Genomic DNA, 19,766 nt, shown 5'->3' with positions numbered 1-19,766 from the left:
TCTATGCATCCCTTCAATAACCACCAAATTTTAAATTGGAAAGCATTTTTAGAAATCCAAGCACAAGAAAGTAAAGATAGCCGACTAACGAATTTTTACAACGCCAGTACTTATCCTGAGCACACTATGCTAAAAGATATTGAATTTGTTGCTTTAGATTTTGAAACCACAGGGTTAGATGCTGAACAAAACAGCATCATTAGTATTGGCTTAGTCCCCTTTACTATTGAGCGTATTACATGTAGCAAAGCCAAACACTGGCTGGTTACACCTGAAGATAAACTACAAGAAGATTCGATAATCATTCATGGTATTACGCATTCTGATTTAAAAGGCGCGCCAGATTTATTACGTATATTAGAACAGTTGTTAGCTCAACTAGCGGGCAAAGTAGTAGTGGTACATTATCGTCGGATTGAACGCGACTTTATTGATGCGGCCCTACGAGGGTTAATTAATGAAGGCATTATTTTTCCGATCGTGGATACCATGCAACTAGAAGCAAATATTGTACAAAAAAGATCAAACACGTTTTCTAACTGGTTCAGAAAAAAACAAGCCATTTCTATTCGTCTGGCGAATAGCCGAGCACGTTATAACCTGCCAAGCTATCAACCTCACGATGCATTAACCGATGCAATTGCAACAGCAGAACTGTTGCAAGCACAAATTCTCACTCATTTTCACCCTGAAACAGCGATTAGCAAAATATGGCTATAAAAACCACGGCTTATTGTTAGCTTTTAACCATGGCTTTTATGCTACCTCTTAAACCTTAAAATAGGTCAACTGCTCTTCTTGAGTATGAGCAAGCTGAGCTAACTCTACTGATGCTTGTAAGGTTTGATTGACCGCTGACACATTTTGCTGCACTAAATCGAATACTTGAGTAGTATTTCTTGATACATCCTCAGTAACGCTGTGCTGTTGGGTCGACGCCGTTGCCACCAGTTCATTGATTTCTGAAATCGATTCTACCGCCATAGAAATATCTTCAAACGACGCCTTTATCTTATCCGCCAACATGACAGACACTTCAATTAGCTCGACATTCTGCACCATATTGGTATTGGCTTTTTCTGATTGGCTTTGCAATTTACTAATTATTTCTTGAATATTAACTGTTGATTGTTGTGTTTTAGACGCTAAGTTACGTACTTCGTCAGCAACCACTGCAAAACCACGTCCTGCTTCACCTGCTCGTGCAGCTTCTATCGCCGCATTCAAAGCAAGCAAATTAGTCTGCTCTGAGATGCTATCTATCACTTCTGTTACCGTACCAATTTCTTCAGCAAACTCTTTTAATTCTTCAACAATCTTCGCCGTGCTCGTCACCGACTCATTTATGTTATGAGTGAGTGCAATGTTTTGTTCTAACGTTTGTTTACCATTTTCTACATTGTTGTGACTTTTTCTGGTTTGCTCTTCCGCCAACATCGCTTTATTACTTACTTCCATTGATGTAGTTGACAGTTCATTAATTGCCGTGGAGATTTGTTCTATTTGTGCTTGTTCATGTACAACGTTTTGCAATGTCTCGGTCATGACAGCATTAAGTTCCTGAGAAGCAGAAGATACATTTGTTGAAATATTATGTGAGTCTTTTATTAAAGTAGATAACTGGTCAGACAAATTAACCAAAGAAAAATAAATACCAGAATCTTGCTCACTACGTTGTAAATTTTGTTTCAAGTCGCCTTTTGCCATTTTTTCCATAAGTGCAGCGATTTCGTTTGGTGCTCCGCCTACTGGTTTTATTACTAATTTATTAAGAATGGTAAGTAAGATAATCACCGCCAAAACTAGACAAATGATACCGACTAGTAACGAAGAAACTATTTGCTTACTTGCTCCTTGTGCAATAATGTCGTCTGCAACATAAGCAACATACCCCCAACCATTTATTTCCAAATTACCCCAAAATGCGGTGAAATCAACTTCTTCCCCATTTATGTTCGCGGTATAAGATAATTCTGGCATTTCAGGAGTAAATTGTTTGAAAAAAGGTCGTTCAGCATACACATTTTTTCCTAACAGATCAGGATAAGGCGCAAGCATGATAGTGCCATCAGCAGAATATAAAAACATATCACTTCTATTGGCAATGCTCCCCAAAACCGTTTCCAAATGCATACTAGCAAGCACTGCTGTGTCTTGATTTAACTTATACACAATCCCCATTACGATTTTACCATTGATGGCTGCAATGTAAGGCGCTGAAACATAGAATTGTTTGTTATCTTCAAATACTGCTTGGTAATAATCACGCTGAAGTTTTTTTACATTAATATCTAATTTTTCTCCCGTCTTGCTAAAAAGAGAGCCATCCTTTTTAACTAAGTAGACCCCATTGCTCCCACCGTGAAAAATATTGTCTAAAGCTTGCAATTGCAAGCGCACATCCATAGGCAACATCCCATCTTCTAGCTCATCATTTTGAGTATTCACCGAAGACAACATTAACTGATAATTATCAAACTTTTCAATAAGCCTTTCTTTTAACGCAATATTTTTCTCACGCAATAATTGCTTGTTCAATTGAACACTTTCAGATTTAAATGCAAAAAAATCTAATGAAGCAATCGTCAAAATTGTTGCTATGACGATGGCACTGATCGCTATAATGACTTGTAACCTGAATTTTTTCATAATGGCTGTTTTCTCGATCTTTCATATGCAACTAATATTTTAGGTCAACTAAGACAAATTCTGGCAATTATGTCCCAATTTTCAAACCTACAGACTGTTTATTTATATTATTCGTTATACAATGTATATCTCACTGCAAAGCTACTTTAAGTTAAAAAAACTAACTTAAATTTCATTTTTTCAATAGCTTAGTAAAGATAAAGATTACCAATAGACGTTAGATAAATATAGCTTTAATTAATATATTTACTAACAATGTATCAATTGTCATAGTACTACTTATCAATTGATTGAATTATACATTGATAGAAATTGAGTATAAGATGCAACGTTCACATACAAATTGTAAATAAGTAAATGATCACAAGGTTTTCCCTATTTATGTTTCAACACCTTAAAATAAGACTTAATTTACGTAAGCTTATTCTTTTGTTAGCAATCGCTAGCGTTGTAATTACCCTACTTAATGCTTTGTACTCTATCTATAAAGTTGAAGGTGATTTAATCGTAGAGAACACGTTAGAATCCAATAAAGTATATTCAGAAAAAATGGCTCAAATGACCGACACCTTTATTGCATCCGCTCAATCACAATTGAAATACGCTTCTAGCACGCTCTCCTCAAGAATGAATGATGAATTCTACCTGCAACAAGAAACCAATCGCCTGCGTCAGCAAACGCAAACCTTCAACTCTGTTGTTGTCGTCAACGCACTGGGTAAAATTATTTCAGTCTCACCAGAAACTATCCAAATCAAAGGGATACAGGTTTCATCAGACAATGCTCTGCAGTCATTGACCGAAAAAAAACCACTTGTAACTAACCCATTCATCTCTATTGCTGGTAATTACCTAATCAGTATTTCACACCCTATTTTTTCGCCAACAGGGACTTATTTAGGATATGTCGCGGGGACTATTTATTTAGAACAAAAAAATATTTTATCGACTATTCTAGGCAAACACAGTTATGCAGATGGTACATACCTTTATGTGGTCGATCGAAACAAAACGATTATTTATCACCCGGACGTCGATAAAATAGGGCAAACAGTTGAAGTTAACCAAGCTGTAAATACGGTTGATACAGGAACAGCTGGTGCGTTGGAACTGGTCGACTCTTCTGGTACACATATGCTTGCAGGTTTTTCTCCTGTATCTAGTTCTGGTTGGGGAGTAATTGTTCAACGAGATAGATTAGTCACACTCGCAGAACTTAACCAACAAATTTTAAATGTCATTAAAGAACTGATACCAGTGGTACTGGTTACCTTTATTTTTATATGGGTATCCGCTATTTTCATTTCTAAACCACTTTGGCAACTTGCTAGTGCAGTTAAAAGCTTTGAACAACAAGGCAATACTAAAAACGATCTGAATCACATTAATCCCTGGTATTTTGAGGTTGCTCACCTTAAAAGTACTTTAGTCAAAGCCTTCAGTATTATGTCTACCACTATTAATCAACTTCATAACGATAGCCACACCGACTCAATGACGGGCTTATTGAATAGAAGAGGCCTAGATCAGGCAATGAAATCATTAACTTTATACGATGTACCATTTTCGGTACTAGAAGTAGATGTCGATTACTTCAAACAAGTTAATGACACTTTTGGCCATGATGCAGGCGATGAACTTATTAAAGCAATTTCATATGCGATGCAAGAAGAAGCAAGACAAGAAGATGTCGTATGTCGATATGGCGGTGAAGAGTTTTTATTATTTTTAGCAAATACTAACCTGGAAGTCGCTACTAATATCGCTGAACGATTGAGAAACAAAATAGAGCAACACACATTTCCTACAGTTGGTCATATCACTGTTTCTGCTGGTTTATCGCATTGGCCAGGACAACCCGTGAAAATTGAAGATGTCATAAAAAAAGCGGATGAAGCTCTATATCAAGCGAAAAGAAATGGCCGAAACCAAGTGCAAGTCAATTAATTCAAAGATCGTTAACTGTTAACAAAATACTAACTGTTACATTTAAGAGGGGAAACCGTATGATAATCGCCGTCGGTAATGACCATTCAGGGCTCGCATTAAAAACTCATATTGTTTCTCATTTAGAATCACTTGGCCATGATATTATTAATGTTGGTACTAACGATAAAACTCGCACGCATTCTGCTTTATATGCAACTAAAGTAACTAACTTGATCAATCAAAATGACGCGGAATTAGGTATTTTGATTTGTGGGACTGGTGTAGGTATGTCGATATGTGCCAATAAAGTGAATGGAATTCGAGCAGCCATTGGAACCGATCCTTATACTGTCAAACAGGCAAAGCAACATAATAATACTAATGTTCTTGCCCTTGGCGCACTAACCACAAGTGAAACATTGGCTATCGAACTGGTCACCATATGGCTTGATGCAAAGTTTGAAGACAACGAAGTGCGTAACTATCGGCTAAACCTAATCAGTGAGATTGAAACGCAGCAAAGTCAATCTAAACAAGCAGCCCATACTAGTCAGACCGAATCTGCTAATAGGTTCACGCCTAAGTAGACAGCCTCAACGAACCAACCCGATATCCATAAATCAAAGCGCTACTTTTCTCCCAAGCGAATACTTTCAGAGCGAGCCCGTAAGTATTCAATGGTTAATAAAAGTAACATAGATAACACCACCAAGAGCGTCGCAACAGCTAAAATAGTTGGGTTAATTTGTTCACGTAAGCCAGAAAACATTTGGCGTGGAATAGTACGTTGCTCCGGTCCTGCAAGGAAAAGAACGACGACAACTTCATCAAACGATGTCACAAACGCAAATAACCCACCAGAAATCACACCAGGACGAATCAAAGGCATGATCACTTTAAAAAACGTGTAACCTGGTTTTGCTCCCATACCTAATGACGCATTCACCAAAGAATGGTCAAAACCGGCTAACGCCGCATTAACAGTTATAATAACAAACGGTGTACCTAAAGCGGCATGCGCTATAATTACCCCAAGATAAGTCCCAGCTAAATTAAGTTGTGTGTAGAAAAAAAACATGCCAGCTGCGGTGATAATCAAAGGTACGATCATAGGTGACAAAAGCAATGCCATTATTGCGCGTTGGAAAGGCATATCTGAATTACTCATGCCAATCGCGGCAAGCGTACCTAATACCGTCGCTACAATGGTTGAAGCGATCCCAATAAGAAAGCTATTTTTTATTGCTAAGACCCATTTTTCATCCTGCCAAATCTGTTGGTACCACTTAGTTGAATAAGCATCAGGATCAAGTGCTAACATTCCTTCAGTAAAAGAGAAAAACGGTTCCGAATTAAATGATAGCGGAATGATAACTAATATTGGCAACATCAAAAATGCCAACACTAAATAAGCGCCAAACGAGAGGCTCAGCGAACCCAGTTTTTGCATTGGTGAATAATAGCTTGGAAAACGTGACATAATTTACCCCAATTTAATATTTTTAACGCCGACACTGCGGTCGTAAATCCAATAAAGCAGCACAATCAATACCAATAATAAACTGCCTAACGCTGCAGCTAATTCCCAGTTATTAGATGATTGCATATGGAACGCGATGATATTACTGATCATTTGACCATCAGTCCCCCCTACCAGTGCTGGAGTAATGTAGTAGCCAATAGAAATAATAAACACCAATAGCGCACCAGCACTTAAACCAGGGAATGTCATTGGGAAATATATTTTATAAAACGCGGGAAATGGCTTAGCGCCCAGAGATAGTGCCGCTTTAAAATAACTCGGATCAATATTTTTCATTACGCTGTAGAGTGGCAAAATCATGAACGGCAAAAGAATGTGGGTCATGGATACCACCGTAGCCAATTCGGTGTAAAGCAGTTCCAACGGGTCATTAATTATACCGAAAAACTGCAAGGTGGAATTGACTACACCGTTGGTCTGTAATAATGCAATCCAAGATGTGGTTCGCACTAGCAAAGAAGTCCAAAACGGTAATAATACAAAAACAATTAAAGTATTGGCTTTTTTTGAACTAGCCTGAGCCAGAAAATAGGAAAGTGGGAATGCAAGAATAGCGGTAAATAAAGTAATAGTTAACGCAATACGCAGACTACGCCAGTACAATTTCAGGTAAATTTGCGTATCCCGCGCCTCTATATTACCGGCAATATCTCGCTCTAAATCCAGTGCAGTGAGATAAAATCTATCTGTCCAAGCTCCACCAAACTGATCCATCGAAATCCATAAATCTGGATTATGCCACTTTTTATGCATAGCAAGCAGTTGTTCACCATTGCCATTGGCTAACTCTTCTACCGGAATCCTTCTTAACTTACGAGAAGACGATTTAATCAAGCTAGATGAACCCGGTACTGCCCTGTTCAACTCTTCAGCTAATTTACCAGAGCGGCGTTCATTAGCTAATGTTTGTAGCTCTTGACTGAAAATCGCAATCGTCGAGCCCGGTGGTAAATCACCTTGTTGTGAATCCCAATTTTTCATTGCAGTTAAAGTCTGCGGAATCAATTGTGCAACCGTAGGATGATAAACACTGCGATATAACATGGTGGCAATCGGAGCGATAAATGCCAACAGGACAAAACACAAAAGTGGTAACGTAAATGCTAACAACTTGAGTTTCTTTCGTTTCAGTTGTTTCTGAAAATGCGCTTTCTCTTGCGAATTAAGTTGTGCTGACATTCATAACTCCTTTTTCAATTAACTACTGGCTTATTTCAACAACCATTCATTAAATTTCTCACCTAGAGACTCACCATAATCAGCCCAGAAAATACCTGACGCTTTTAAACCTTCATCCAAGTGTGAAGACGGTAACTTAGGAATTAGATCTTTATCCACATACTCATACGACGATTGACGTGTTGGGCCGTATGCGATATCGGGCATACCTGATAACGGTTTTGAACCAGTTGCAAAACGGATAAACTCTTCAGCTAGAGCTTTATGTTTTGTTCCTTTTACAACCGCCCAAACATCTAAATCGTATAAATGAGCATCCCAAACCATTTCAAATGGTTTCTCTTCCGCTTGAATTGCATTAAAAATACGGCCGTTGGCAGATTGAACCATCACTGCCCCGCCATCGTTTAACAATTGAGGAGCTTGTGACCATGAATCAAACCAAACGATGTCATCTTTTATTGAAGCCAATTTATCTAGTGCACGTTGCTGGCCTTCATCCGTTTCTAGTACCTCATACACTTCCTCTTTTGGTACGCCGTCTGCAATCAAAGCCCATTCCATATTTACTTGTGGACGTTTACGAAGTGCTCGTTTACCAGGGAATTTTTCAGTGTCAAATAAATCCATTACACTGGTAGGCTCCCCACCTTTAATTGTCGCGCTGTTGTAAGCGAATAAAACTGTCCAGACAATATTACCCACGCCACATTCGTTAGCTAACGCTTCCTTATTAAAATCGTCCATTGCCGGAGTGCCGTCAGCTCCATCTGGTAATGTATCCATAGGGAATGGTTCTAATAATCCTTCAGAACAGGCACGCTCCAAATCGATTACTTCAACGTCGATTACATCCCAAAGTACATTGCCACTTTCAACCTGAGCTTTTAGTTCAGCAATACCACCAGAATAATCTTCAAATAAAATTTTATGGCCAGTTTCTTCAACAAAAGGATCAATCATATATTTTTGTTGAGCAGCTCCATATGAGCCACCAAAAGATACCGCCGTCAACTGTTCGGCAACTGCATTTGCACTCAGTGCACTCGCGAGCAACATGGCAATGGTCGTTGTTCTAATCATAGTAATTCCTTCTTAGTCCATTAAGTTGGTTTGGTTAAGGTTTTAGCGCTAACCCGTCGTCTATTGACCAGGTTAGCCTAGCTACTTCGCCAGGTTTAAAACGTGGAGCTTGATGATCATTGAGCACTTTCAACATAACTTCTGTTTTGTCACTCAATAAGAAAAAATAACGAATAAAATCGCCAACGTAGAGTTGAGTAATAAAACTCGCCTCAATACTATTGGCATTGGCTTGTGCATGATCGCCAATAAACAAGTTTTCTGGGCGAACGGTCAAAATACAAGCTTCTCCTATTTCTGGAGGATCTATCGCCAGCGCCCTTACACTGTTTATTGCATTTTCCGCACTAGAAATACTACCATCACCAAGTTGAAGCTCTGCGTACTCACCGTCTAAACCAGTCACGATGGCGGGTAAGTGATTATTTTCACCGATAAAATCGGCGACAAAAGCGTTAGCAGGTTTCTCATATAGCTCGTCTGGACTGGCGCATTGTTGAACGACACCGTCATCGAACACAGCGATGCGATCAGACATAGTTAATGCTTCGGTTTGATCATGTGTTACGTAAATAGCAGTAAAACCAATTTTTTCGTGCAGGCGTTTAATTTCGAATTGCATCTGTTCACGCAGATTTTTATCCAGCGCACCAAGAGGTTCATCCATTAACACAATTGAAGGTTCGAAAATTAGTGAGCGAGCCAACGCAACACGCTGACGCTGTCCACCGGACAATTGCCCCGGATAACGTTTACCAAACATTTCGAGTTCAACTAAAGCGAGTGATTCCGCAACACGAGACTCAATTTCAGCAGCAGGAATTTTTCGCACTTTAAGAGGATAAGCAAGGTTTTCTTCAACTGTCATGTGAGGGAAAAGAGCGTAGTGCTGAAACACCATGCCAATGTTTCTATCATAAGGCGCGACATTAGTTATCGGCTCACCATTAACTAATATTTCACCACTAGTCACATCTTCAAATCCAGCCAACATCATTAAACACGTTGTTTTTCCTGAACCAGAAGGGCCGAGAAGAGTAACAAACTCTCCTTTGCGAATGTTCAAGTTAAATTCTTTTACTACAAGGTTATGTAGATCATAACTTTTTTTAACTTTGACAAACTGTACGTACTTTTCGTCATCTAATTTGTTCATGTATCCCTCTTTGAACCACCTTTTGCATTGATGTTTCTCTTTTCAATACAGGCAACATCCAACACATAACATCCTGTTTATAAGTAAAGCAATCGCAAGTTCAATGCCAGTTAGATTTATATGATTTAAAACCAAGAAAATTATTCATACAAACACTAAATAAGTTTATTATTTAGCCTAACTAACTATTAAAAAGAAAAATAATAGAATAATAAACTAGTACGGTTTCAAGGAAATATCTTGATAAATTGTGTTTTTCAAATCGAGATGGTGCGAACGCACAATTAATGTGCAAAAACACATCTAAGTGCCGCACATTTGTCGATAACTATACTGCTGCTAACGATTATTTATCGTGCTAACTAATCGTTAGCAACCATCTTTAAACGGCTACGGAGAAACACACAGTATTGCCGATACACTTCACAAAATCGTACACTTATTAGCCAAAATTAAAATTATCACACGAATTAAAAATCATTGTATTCAAAGCACTTTTTTCGTGCAGAGCACATTTATAACACACAGTAAACCATACGCCACTCTTTATAAATGACAAGAACTTCAAATTAACTCATTGTTTTATAGTATTTTTTAATCTATGGTTAATAGCGGCACGGTTTTAGCTAGCTAGACAAGCTGCCTCAAATGAATACAGTGAATTGTCTTTATTCACAACATCTTAAGTTTGTACTAGGAGAACGCTTTGACAAGGACGCCAGTTTGGGATGCACATACATGTGTGCCTCTCTTTGCAGAATACAATTTAGCTTCACTGCAACGTCATATCGATTGTGGTGCCTACTATATTTCTATTAACGTCGGCATGGACTTTAATCCATTATCCGAGATTATCCAGATCATCGCAGGTTTTAGAAAACGCATAGATGAACTGGATTTTTTAGTCCAAGTCAATGATTTTTCAGACGTTGAACGAGCGCAACGAGAAGGAAAACTAGCGGTATCTTTTGATTTAGAAGGAGGGATCCCTTTATGCGAGAGTCCTGCAATGGTCGCCCTATTTGCCGAACTCGGCGTCAAGCAAGTACACCTTGCTTATAACCGCAGCAATTCTCTGGCTGGTGGCTGCCACGATACAGATACAGGATTAACCCAAAAAGGCCGAGCCATTGTCGATGCCATCAACGCCAATAAAATGTTTATGGATGTCTCTCATACTGGTTATCGAACGAGTATGGACATTTTTGAATACTCATCTAAACCAGTAATCATTAGCCACGGTAACCCTAGGGCTCTGAAAGATCACAACCGTAACTACTATGACGACCAACTAAAAGCCTGTGCCACTACCGGTGGCGTAGTATGTATTAACGGTGTCTCTCGGTTCCTTAATTGTCCGCAAGCCAGCGCACAAAGTATGGTTGAAGCGATAGATTATCTAGTACAACTTTTAGGCTATGAGCATGTCGGCTTAGGATTAGATTTTGTCTATGATAGCCATTTAGATAAAGGCCCAGAAGGGTTAGATGTTAGTCATTGGTGGCCACCAGAATATGGTTATGATAACGCTAGTGACGGTTTTTTAAACTTACTATATGCACCGCCTGAACGATTTTTAGAAATGACGCAATTACTCACAGCAATGGGTTATAAACAAGCGCATATAGAGGCGATTTTTGGCAACAATATGCGCAATTTAGCACAACAGATTTGGAGGTAATAACACTCAAATAACTTATCAAGCCTACTCGATTAAACATGAGTGACGGTTTGAATACTCAGACATTTCATCAGGATGTAGAAATATTATGAGTAGATAAATATATGTTGAGTAAATAAATAGATAGATAAGCAAATAAGTAGATACAGATCTTTCAGCGTAAATAGCGCTAGAAAATTACATGGAATTTATATTTTCGGAGATAGTATGAAATTATTTTTAAACAAAGCACGTCGCATGGCCGGTACTGCCAGCTTGATGTTAGCACTCGCAACATCGACCGTATTCGCAGCGACACCTAAAGATTCATTGGTGGTTGGTTGGCAATTTGACGACATTATCACCCTAGACACCGCGGAAGTATTCGAATTTTCCGGTGCAGAAATTGTCGGTAATAGTTATGACCGTTTGATCGGCTATGATCCGGATGATGTGTCTAAAATATTCGGTGTTGCTGCCGAAAGTTGGACGGTTAGTGAAGATGGAAAACTGTTTACCTTTAAAATGCGCAAAGGAATAAAATTTGCCTCCGGCAATGAAATGACAGCTGAAGATGCGGCCTTCTCACTACAACGTGCCATCATCTTAAACAAAACACCCGCGTTCATTCTAAGCCAATTTGGCTTAACCGAAGCCAACGTCAAAGATAAAATTAAAGTAGTCGATGCAGAAACATTAACCTTAGAAACGGATAAAGCGTATGCACCTACCTTCGTTTTATATTGTCTTTCTGCCACCATTGCTTCTATCGTAGATAAAGCGGAAGTAATGAAGCATGAAGTTGATGGAGATATGGGCTTCGCTTGGTTACGCACCAATTATGCCGGTTCTGGTCCTTTTAAAATAGAGCAGTGGAAACCATCAGAAATCGTGGTACTAAGTGCTAACAAAGATTACTGGGACGGAGCACCAGCAGTCAACAATGTATTTATCCGTCATATCGCAGAATCATCAGTACAGCAATTACTGCTTGAAAAAGGTGATCTTGATATTGCTCGTAACTTAGAGACAGAGCAATTGAAAAGCGTGAGCAACAGTGAAGACGTTAAGTTACTGAAGAAAGGTAAAGGAACGCTTTATTACCTATCAATGAACTTAAAAGATCCAATTTTAGCTAAACCTCAAGTTCAACAGGCTCTTAAATATTTAATCGATTACAAAGGATTAGAAGACACTGTTTGGGCAGGTCGTGGTCAAGTTCAACAAGCTTTCCTTCCAAAAGGTTTCCTTGGAGCTCTAGAAGATCAACCATTCTCACTTGACATAGACAAAGCCAAACAACTACTAGCAGATGCAGGTTATCCAGACGGTTTTGAAGTAGAGTTAATTGTACGAAACAATACCATTCGTATTGATACAGCTAAATCTATTCAAACAACATTTGCTAAAGCAGGGATTAAAGTTAACTTAGTTCCTATGGATGGAAAACAAGTATTGACCGTGTATCGTGCACGTAAACACCAGTTATTCTTTGGTGCATGGGGACCAGATTATCAAGACCCGCATACTAACGCCGATACCTTTGCTAAAAACCTAGATAATAGCGATGACGCGAAGTCAAAACCGGTGGCATGGCGTAATGCTTATGCACCAGAGCAGATGACTAAAGATACCTTAGCCGCTCTGGTTGAATCCGACGCAGACAAACGTGCTGAAATGTACCTAGCTATTCAAAAAGAGCACCAACAAAGCGCACCTTTTGCTTTCATAATGCAAGAGCAAGAAGTGGCTGGCGTTCGTGCCAATATTGACGGTTACGTTCTAGGGCCATCGTTTGATAGTAATTCATATAAAGATGTTGTGAAAAAATAATGAAGACATCCAAAGCTAAAGACGGTTTGGCGGCCGTCTTTTTTTCTTCTTTTTATGCCAAAAAAGCCAAACCCTTTGTGCATTTCTTTAGCATGCTGGCGTTGACCTTTTTGGGCTTACTGTTACTTACCTTTGTTATTGGTCGGTTAATGCCAACCGATCCGGTTATTGCCGTTATTGGAGACAAAGCGCCCGAAGCACTGTACCAAAAAACGTATACCGAAATGGGCTTAGACAAGCCAATAGTGGTGCAGTTTATCTACTATTTAAAAGGAGTAGTGAGTGGTGATCTTGGTACATCGGTACGCACCGCTAACTTAGTAACAGATGATATACTCAATTACTTCCCTGCCACTTTAGAACTGGCAACATTGGCCACTTTTTTTGGTATTTTATTCGGCATTCCCATGGGGGTAATCGCCGCAGTTAAACAAAATAAATGGCCAGATAACCTAGTCCGGTTTTTAGGTTTAGTTGGTCATAGTGCGCCAATATTTTGGTTGGCAATGTTGGGTATTGTCGTGTTTTATCAACATTTAGATTGGGTAGCAGCACCAGAGGGACGACTTGGGGTGATGTATGAATACACTTTACCTAAAGTCACCAATATGGTGTTAATTGATACCATGATTGCCGGCGACTGGGATGCATTCAAAGACGCATTTTCTCACATTATACTGCCCGCTTCGCTCCTTTCTTATTACAGCGTCGCTTATCTAAGCAGAATGACTCGCTCCTTTATGCTAGACCAACTCCAACAAGAATATATTACGACTGCGCGAGTAAAAGGTGTATCTGAGACAGCCATAATCTGGCGGCATGCATTAGGCAATGCACTCGTTCCATTAATAACAGTTATTGCATTGACTTACGCCACCTTATTAGAAGGATCGGTGCTAACAGAAATTGTATTTTCATGGCCAGGACTAGGTCGCTATATCACTGACGGCTTATTGGCCGCAGATATGAACGCGGTTTTAGGTGGCACAATTGTGGTCGGATTGGTCTTTATACTTTTAAATTTAACCTCTGATCTGCTCTATAAAATTTTTGACCCAAGAGCCAGATAACAACACATATTTTTTGAGTATTTCTTAATAGAAGTACTTATAAGGTTCGCTATAATGACTGAGTTAAAAGGTTGGCTGTTAGCCGAAAACCCAGATTCTAGAATACAAGCTGCAATGGGCCGTGGCTATTTAGGATGGCTTCGATTTTTTCGTAATCCCTTAGCCATGATAGGTTTTGTCATTGTATTATCCTTAATTGCAATGGCGATATTTGCTCCCTATATCGCACCAGAAGGCATCACCAGTGGCTTGACCGGTGACGCACTAAAAGCACAACGTTTTCAACCGCCTTCAGCCGAACATTGGTTTGGCACCGACGGCCAAGCAAACGACGTATTCAGTCGTATAATCATTGGTAGCAGAATAACGTTACTCATTGTTGGTATTGTTATTTTCACCGCGCCAATTTTAGGCTTTGTTATTGGTACAGTTTCCGGCTATTTCGGTGGCTGGGTTGATGTTGTATTAATGCGTATTACCGATGTTTTTCTCGCATTCCCGAAATTAGTTTTAGCGCTTGCATTGGCTGCAGCACTTGGCAGAGGGCTTGAATCGGCGATCTTCGCTATCGCAATCACCTCTTGGCCAGCTTACGCACGTCTTGCTAGAGCTGAAACCCTTACTATAAGAAATTCCGATTTCTTAGCCGCCGCTCGACTACAAGGAGCCAGTCACTGGCGATTAATTTCAGGCCACATTATGCCGTTATGCCTGTCCTCATTAGTTGTGCGAGTCACGTTAGATATGGCAGGTATTATATTAACGGCGGCAGGGCTCGGTTTCTTGGGCTTAGGCGCTCAACCGCCCACTCCAGAATGGGGTGCGATGATAGCAGAAGGTCGCGATTACATTTTAAATTACTGGTGGCTGGCTACTTTCCCTGGATTAGTCATCTTTATTGTCGCTTTCGGCTTTAATTTACTCGGCGACGGCTTAAGAGATGTGTTAGATCCAAAATCAGGAGGGCAGCACTAATGGACGATAGCAAACGTTCGAGCGATAAATTACTTGAAATTGAAAATCTAAATGTACAATTTCCGTCTGTTCATGGTCCGGTCAAAGCGGTTCGAGATATCTCTTTCAGGATGGGACACGAAAAAATAGCCATCGTTGGTGAATCAGGTTCGGGAAAATCACAAACCGGAAGAGCCATTTTAGGCTTAAGTTCAGGCCAAGTTAGCGCCAGTAAATTAGTTTTTGATGGTGTTGATCTGCAAAGCCTGTCGTTGCGCGATTATCGTCAAATTCGTGGCAAGCGCATCTCAATGGTCATGCAAGATCCAAAATATTCACTTAATCCGGTAATGACAATAGGCAAGCAGATGATCGAAGCTTGTCAAATACAGATGAAGGTATCTAAAAAACAAGCCATTACACGTTGTATTGACATGCTTGAAGCAGTACGAATAAGAAACCCTATGCGCGTTTTTAACGCCTATCCACATGAAATTTCAGGTGGTATGGGACAACGTATCATGATTGCTATGATGTTGCTATCCAGTCCAGATCTTCTGATTGCAGACGAACCTACATCGGCTCTAGATGTAACCGTACAATTACAAGTGCTTGCCATTATGGACGATCTAGTAAAAGAGCGCGGAATGGGGCTTATTTTGATTTCACACGATTTACCTTTAGTCGCAAGTTTCTGCGATAGAATTTTGGTGATGTACGCAGGACGGATCGTAGAAGAAATTCAAGCGGATAAACTCGATCAAGCACAACATCCCTACACCAAAGGTTTGCTCTCTTGCCTACCGAGCAACGCAACTAAAGGACAACCTTTGGCAACATTACAACGCAAAGATAACTGGCTAAACAGCTCGTTAGATGCACAGGGCAACTTAGTATGAGCATTAAACCACAAAAAAATCTACTTACCTCTGCAATAGAAATAGACAATTTATCCATCCATTTTGGTACAGGTGACGACCAAGTTAAAGCGGTAGATAACGTCTCTTTTCGTGTTCCCACTCAACAATCCTTTGGATTGGTAGGCGAATCAGGATCCGGTAAATCGACTATTTTACGAGCACTAGCAGGATTAAATCAGCCTTGCGCTGGACAAATGCTACTTGAAGGAAAACCGCTTGCCACTCAACGAGATAAAGCCTTTTACAAAAAAGTACAGATGGTTTTCCAAGATCCTTATGCCTCACTTCATCCCCGACATACCATCGATAGAATACTCGCCGAACCTTTAGCTATTCATGGTTTTAAAGATACCGATGCCAGAATAAATACCGTTATGGACCAAGTGGCCTTGCCGAGCAAATTTAGGTTTCGTTACCCGCATCAACTATCAGGTGGACAACGTCAACGTGTCGCTATTGCTCGCGCTCTAATTTTAGAACCGGAGATTTTACTGTTAGATGAACCGACTTCTGCACTGGATGTATCAATACAAGCCGAAATTTTAAATCTACTGTCGCAACTACGCAGTGAATTATCGTTAACTTACTTGTTAGTTAGCCACGATTTAGCTGTTGTCTCTTACATGTGTGAACAAATTGCCGTAATGCAGCACGGAAAACTAGTCGAACTCTTACAAGTCGAACAAGATGGCGAAACACACGCGAAACAACCTTATACCATACAGCTAAATCTTGCTTCTAAAGGCTACGACCGAGAAGTTATAGAACAGTTTATCGACCACGATTAATCAGCGACTCGTCATACGTAAAACGGCCAAACTATGACTGCTAGGCCATAGAAGTGTGGCTGTAGAACCCAGATTAATTTTGATACAAAAGCGATTAAATTTAAGTCAAGCAGGTGAAATAACGGTAAATTCGGAATAAGTTAAAAGCAACGACGAACCGGTTTAAAAACAGCTGTGGTCATTAAATAAACTGGGATCGCTAAAAATAACATTAGGAACGCAGCAATGAAGTTACACGCCATCACCTATTTTAATGAACTGGTTAATTCTCGCTCCATTCGACAAGCCGCAGAGAATTTAGGAGTGTCGCCTACTGCCGTTATACGCCAACTTGAAAACTTAGAGCATTATGTTGGCGCACCACTACTGATAAGAGGTGCACGAGGTATTATGCTAACGGCCGCAGGTGAGTCGCTCGCTGTACATTCTAAAAACATCATTCGCGATTTAGAAAATGCCAAACAGGTGATCGATGATTTAAGAGGTTTAAAAAGAGGCAGTGTTTCTATTCATATCAACGGTGCAGCCATTAATACAATTTTAGCCCCTGCACTGGCTGAATTTTATAAATTGTACCCTGCGGTTTCTATTGAGGTCACCGTTTCATCTGCAGAAGAAGCCGTTAATGCCGTTATCAACGGTAATACTGATATCGCGGCAACTATGTTTTCATCTTCTGATCCACTCATGGATATTCGCTTTAAATTTCCCGTTTACCACGAAGTCGTGGTTTCGGTCGATCATCCATTGGCCAAGCACGACGAAATCAGCTTAGACGACATTCGTCAATATCCAATCGCGATGCCAAATAAATCGTTTGGTATTCGGCGATCATTTGAGAAACGTCAACGCGAAGCAGGGTTAGAACCTGTAGAACCCACTTTTACCACCTCATCATTAGAGTTACAAAAAGAGTTAGCTTTACGTCAAGCGGCCGTACTTATTTTACCTGCAATGTCGGTTATCCGTGAGATAGACTCGCATGATCTGGTCGTTCGACCATTTCAGCCACAGTCCGTGATATCTACAGAACTGCAAATAAGCCGCGCGAAAAATGTTGCGCCTAGTTTTGCAGCAGCCAAGCTAACCGATTTTCTAGAAGAATTTTTACCCGCTCAGGCTCGTTCTATGCATAACAAAACTGATTAAGTAACCAAACTTACCGCATATCGTTCAACACAGATGAATTCATTTTTAAAAAAATTTTTTCACCAACCACCGCCAAGATTAGCGGTAACAAGCGTTATTTTTAGTGTTACGGTTTTGATTTCACTGTGTACTAATAAATATCATTGCATTTACACTTAATTATCGGGCATGGTAGACATACAGAATGACATGTTTTATAAACCCTCGGAAAGGAATCCAATTTATGACTTGTAATATTCGCTCTTTTTTAGCCACTGTAATTATCGGTGTGCTTGCAAGCAACACGGTAAACGCAGCCTCGCGTACCGACCTCGTTCTCGGTATGAGTATTGAACCATCCGGTCTCGATCCAACAACGGCTGCACCTGTGGCTATTGGTCAAGTGGTTTGGCAAAATCTATTTGAAGGATTAGTAACAATAAACAAAGACGGCGATATTGAACCTGAACTTGCAGACAGCTGGGTTATTTCTGAAGATGGGCTAACCTATACTTTTGACCTGCAAGATAATGTTAAATTTCAGAATGGCATCGAATTTAGTGCTAAAACTGCAAAATACACTTTAGACAGATTATTGTCGGCCGATTCAATTAATCCACAAAAATCGCTCTACAAAACGATAACAAAAGTTACGGCTCCCGATTCAGATACCTTGGTTGTTGAACTTTCCACCCCGTCTTCCGACCTACTTTATTGGTTAGGCTTCCCTGCTGCGGTAATGGTAGAACCATCCAGCGAAGCATCAAATTCGACTAACCCTATCGGCACCGGTCCATTTCGCTTCGCCGAATGGAAAAGAGGCAACCAAGTTACCTTGGTTAAAAACACTGATTATTGGGGTGACGCGGCGAAGCTAGACAAAGTAACGTTTCGCTTTATTGGTGACCCACAAGCGCAAGCTGCAGCACTTAACTCCGGTGGGATTGACGCCATGCCAGAATTTAGTGCACCGGAGCTTGTGAGCCAATTTAAAAATAATAGTGCTTTCGAGACAGTAATCGGCACAACCAGTATGGAAGTGATTGCTGGTATGAACAACAGCAAAAAGCCATTCAATGATATTCGTGTTCGCCAAGCTTTAATGTTAGCCACTGATCGCCAAGCAATTATCGATGCAACTAGCGAAGGGTTAGGTAAACCATTAGGAAGCCATTACTCACCGTCGGATGCTGGATATCAAGATCTTACTAACGTTTATTCTTATGACCCAGTAAAAGCGAAACAACTGCTCAGCGAAGCGGGTTACCCAAATGGTTTCAGCTTCACTATGAAAGTACCCACTCGCCCATATACCGAAAGAGCAGCTGAAATTATGCAAGCTTATTTTTCTATGGTTGGTGTCACAATGAACATTGAATCCTCTGAGTTTCCAGCTAAATGGGTACAAGATGTATTTAAAGATACCAATTATGATATGACTATTATTGGCCATGCCGAACCGCTTGATATTGGTATTTATGCTCGAAATCCATACTACTTTAATTATAGTAATCCGGATTTCGACAAAGTGATGGCTGATATTGCCAACTCGACAACAGAAGAAGATCGAATTGCTGGCTACCAACAAGCGCAGAAAATACTGGCAAATGATGTGCCTTCCCTATTCCTATATGCTTTTCCTAAAATCGGTATTTGGAAAAAAGACTTAGTAGGGTTATGGACTAATGAACCTGTTCCTTCCAATGACCTAACCGACGTTTATTGGAGTAACTAGTGGTTATGCGAATGACTTCTGATTATACGAATGACTAATCATTGTTCGAATTACTAATCCTTATTAGAGTATCGATCAAACAGAGTCGTGAGTTCTCTTTCTACTTGAGATAGCAAGTGGAGAGAGAACCGATCAACCT

General features: G+C 40.0%; 16 protein-coding genes. 11 read left to right on the top strand and 5 right to left on the bottom strand.

The annotated features are described in order from the left end of the window. The first annotated feature begins 3 nt into the window (after positions 1-3). The gene (locus R3X26_RS04420) at positions 4-720 is read left to right on the top strand and encodes a 3'-5' exonuclease (RefSeq protein WP_317716002.1); all 717 of its coding nucleotides are present in this window, start codon (positions 4-6) and stop codon (positions 718-720) included. Between the two features lie 48 nt (positions 721-768). Here R3X26_RS04420 and R3X26_RS04415 read toward each other — a convergent pair whose 3' ends face one another. Continuing rightward, on the bottom strand, positions 769-2,649 hold the full coding sequence (locus R3X26_RS04415) for a methyl-accepting chemotaxis protein (protein ID WP_317716001.1): 1,881 nt from the start codon (positions 2,647-2,649) through the stop codon (positions 769-771). Between the two features lie 381 nt (positions 2,650-3,030). Between R3X26_RS04415 and R3X26_RS04410 the strand changes: the two genes are divergently transcribed. Together R3X26_RS04410 and rpiB are read left to right on the top strand one after the other, a co-directional pair. Beyond that, on the top strand, positions 3,031-4,596 hold the full coding sequence (locus tag R3X26_RS04410) for a sensor domain-containing diguanylate cyclase (RefSeq protein ID WP_317716000.1): 1,566 nt from the start codon (positions 3,031-3,033) through the stop codon (positions 4,594-4,596). A 59-nt stretch (positions 4,597-4,655) separates the two neighbouring features. After that, on the top strand, positions 4,656-5,165 hold the full coding sequence (gene rpiB, locus R3X26_RS04405) for a ribose 5-phosphate isomerase B (RefSeq protein ID WP_317715999.1): 510 nt from the start codon (positions 4,656-4,658) through the stop codon (positions 5,163-5,165). A gap of 41 nt (positions 5,166-5,206) precedes the next feature. Here rpiB and R3X26_RS04400 read toward each other — a convergent pair whose 3' ends face one another. From R3X26_RS04400 to R3X26_RS04385, 4 genes are read right to left on the bottom strand one after another with little or no spacing between them, the layout of a single operon-like run. Further along, entirely contained in the window at positions 5,207-6,058 is an 852-nt protein-coding gene (locus R3X26_RS04400; protein WP_411572390.1) for an ABC transporter permease, read from the bottom strand. Between the two features lie 3 nt (positions 6,059-6,061). After that, on the bottom strand, positions 6,062-7,300 hold the full coding sequence (locus tag R3X26_RS04395) for an ABC transporter permease (RefSeq protein ID WP_317715998.1): 1,239 nt from the start codon (positions 7,298-7,300) through the stop codon (positions 6,062-6,064). 30 nt (positions 7,301-7,330) lie between these two features. Beyond that, entirely contained in the window at positions 7,331-8,383 is a 1,053-nt protein-coding gene (locus R3X26_RS04390; protein ID WP_317715997.1) for an ABC transporter substrate-binding protein, read from the bottom strand. Positions 8,384-8,417: 34 nt separating this feature from the next. Then, the gene (locus R3X26_RS04385) at positions 8,418-9,539 is read right to left on the bottom strand and encodes an ABC transporter ATP-binding protein (protein ID WP_317715996.1); all 1,122 of its coding nucleotides are present in this window, start codon (positions 9,537-9,539) and stop codon (positions 8,418-8,420) included. 706 nt (positions 9,540-10,245) lie between these two features. Between R3X26_RS04385 and R3X26_RS04380 the strand changes: the two genes are divergently transcribed. From R3X26_RS04380 to R3X26_RS04345, 8 genes are all read left to right on the top strand, one after another. Beyond that, complete coding sequence (locus R3X26_RS04380; RefSeq protein WP_317715995.1) at positions 10,246-11,220, top strand: dipeptidase; 975 nt, start codon at positions 10,246-10,248, stop codon at positions 11,218-11,220. 207 nt (positions 11,221-11,427) lie between these two features. Then, positions 11,428-13,032 (top strand): ABC transporter substrate-binding protein, encoded by a 1,605-nt coding sequence (locus R3X26_RS04375; protein ID WP_317715994.1) that lies wholly within the window; start codon positions 11,428-11,430, stop codon positions 13,030-13,032. Beyond that, positions 13,032-14,102: an ABC transporter permease gene (locus tag R3X26_RS04370; RefSeq protein WP_317715993.1), complete on the top strand. Its 1,071-nt coding sequence runs from the start codon at positions 13,032-13,034 to the stop codon at positions 14,100-14,102. The genes R3X26_RS04375 and R3X26_RS04370 overlap by 1 nt, the downstream gene beginning before the upstream one ends. Before the next feature lie 54 nt (positions 14,103-14,156). Further along, a complete protein-coding gene (locus tag R3X26_RS04365) occupies positions 14,157-15,077 on the top strand; it encodes an ABC transporter permease (RefSeq protein ID WP_317715992.1) in 921 nt (306 codons plus the stop codon). After that, positions 15,077-15,955 (top strand): ABC transporter ATP-binding protein, encoded by an 879-nt coding sequence (locus R3X26_RS04360; protein WP_317715991.1) that lies wholly within the window; start codon positions 15,077-15,079, stop codon positions 15,953-15,955. The genes R3X26_RS04365 and R3X26_RS04360 overlap by 1 nt, the downstream gene beginning before the upstream one ends. Next, complete coding sequence (locus R3X26_RS04355; RefSeq protein WP_317715990.1) at positions 15,952-16,764, top strand: ABC transporter ATP-binding protein; 813 nt, start codon at positions 15,952-15,954, stop codon at positions 16,762-16,764. The genes R3X26_RS04360 and R3X26_RS04355 overlap by 4 nt, the downstream gene beginning before the upstream one ends. Before the next feature lie 225 nt (positions 16,765-16,989). Beyond that, positions 16,990-17,913 carry a LysR family transcriptional regulator gene (locus R3X26_RS04350; protein WP_317715989.1) on the top strand — a complete coding sequence of 308 codons (924 nt, stop codon included), beginning with the start codon at positions 16,990-16,992 and terminating at the stop codon, positions 17,911-17,913. Between the two features lie 223 nt (positions 17,914-18,136). Next, positions 18,137-19,627 (top strand): ABC transporter substrate-binding protein, encoded by a 1,491-nt coding sequence (locus tag R3X26_RS04345; RefSeq protein WP_317715988.1) that lies wholly within the window; start codon positions 18,137-18,139, stop codon positions 19,625-19,627. Positions 19,628-19,766: the final 139 nt, after the last annotated feature.

The organism is Vibrio sp. TH_r3, assembly GCF_033101115.1.
In the GTDB taxonomy this organism is placed as follows: domain Bacteria; phylum Pseudomonadota; class Gammaproteobacteria; order Enterobacterales; family Vibrionaceae; genus Vibrio.
This window is presented reverse-complemented; position numbering and strand designations above follow the sequence as displayed.

What these genes read in the sequence shown, in the direction of transcription:
- R3X26_RS04395 (WP_317715998.1), bottom strand. Translation starts at nt 7,300, where the DNA reads ATGTCAGCACAACTTAATTCGCAAGAGAAAGCGCATTTTCAGAAACAA.
- rpiB (WP_317715999.1), top strand. Translation starts at nt 4,656, where the DNA reads ATGATAATCGCCGTCGGTAATGACCATTCAGGGCTCGCATTAAAAACT.
- R3X26_RS04390 (WP_317715997.1), bottom strand. Translation starts at nt 8,383, where the DNA reads ATGATTAGAACAACGACCATTGCCATGTTGCTCGCGAGTGCACTGAGT.
- R3X26_RS04420 (WP_317716002.1), top strand. Translation starts at nt 4, where the DNA reads ATGCATCCCTTCAATAACCACCAAATTTTAAATTGGAAAGCATTTTTA.
- R3X26_RS04370 (WP_317715993.1), top strand. Translation starts at nt 13,032, where the DNA reads ATGAAGACATCCAAAGCTAAAGACGGTTTGGCGGCCGTCTTTTTTTCT.
- R3X26_RS04345 (WP_317715988.1), top strand. Translation starts at nt 18,137, where the DNA reads ATGACTTGTAATATTCGCTCTTTTTTAGCCACTGTAATTATCGGTGTG.
- R3X26_RS04410 (WP_317716000.1), top strand. Translation starts at nt 3,031, where the DNA reads ATGTTTCAACACCTTAAAATAAGACTTAATTTACGTAAGCTTATTCTT.
- R3X26_RS04350 (WP_317715989.1), top strand. Translation starts at nt 16,990, where the DNA reads ATGAAGTTACACGCCATCACCTATTTTAATGAACTGGTTAATTCTCGC.
- R3X26_RS04365 (WP_317715992.1), top strand. Translation starts at nt 14,157, where the DNA reads ATGACTGAGTTAAAAGGTTGGCTGTTAGCCGAAAACCCAGATTCTAGA.
- R3X26_RS04400 (WP_411572390.1), bottom strand. Translation starts at nt 6,058, where the DNA reads ATGTCACGTTTTCCAAGCTATTATTCACCAATGCAAAAACTGGGTTCG.
- R3X26_RS04360 (WP_317715991.1), top strand. Translation starts at nt 15,077, where the DNA reads ATGGACGATAGCAAACGTTCGAGCGATAAATTACTTGAAATTGAAAAT.
- R3X26_RS04385 (WP_317715996.1), bottom strand. Translation starts at nt 9,539, where the DNA reads ATGAACAAATTAGATGACGAAAAGTACGTACAGTTTGTCAAAGTTAAA.
- R3X26_RS04375 (WP_317715994.1), top strand. Translation starts at nt 11,428, where the DNA reads ATGAAATTATTTTTAAACAAAGCACGTCGCATGGCCGGTACTGCCAGC.
- R3X26_RS04355 (WP_317715990.1), top strand. Translation starts at nt 15,952, where the DNA reads ATGAGCATTAAACCACAAAAAAATCTACTTACCTCTGCAATAGAAATA.
- R3X26_RS04415 (WP_317716001.1), bottom strand. Translation starts at nt 2,649, where the DNA reads ATGAAAAAATTCAGGTTACAAGTCATTATAGCGATCAGTGCCATCGTC.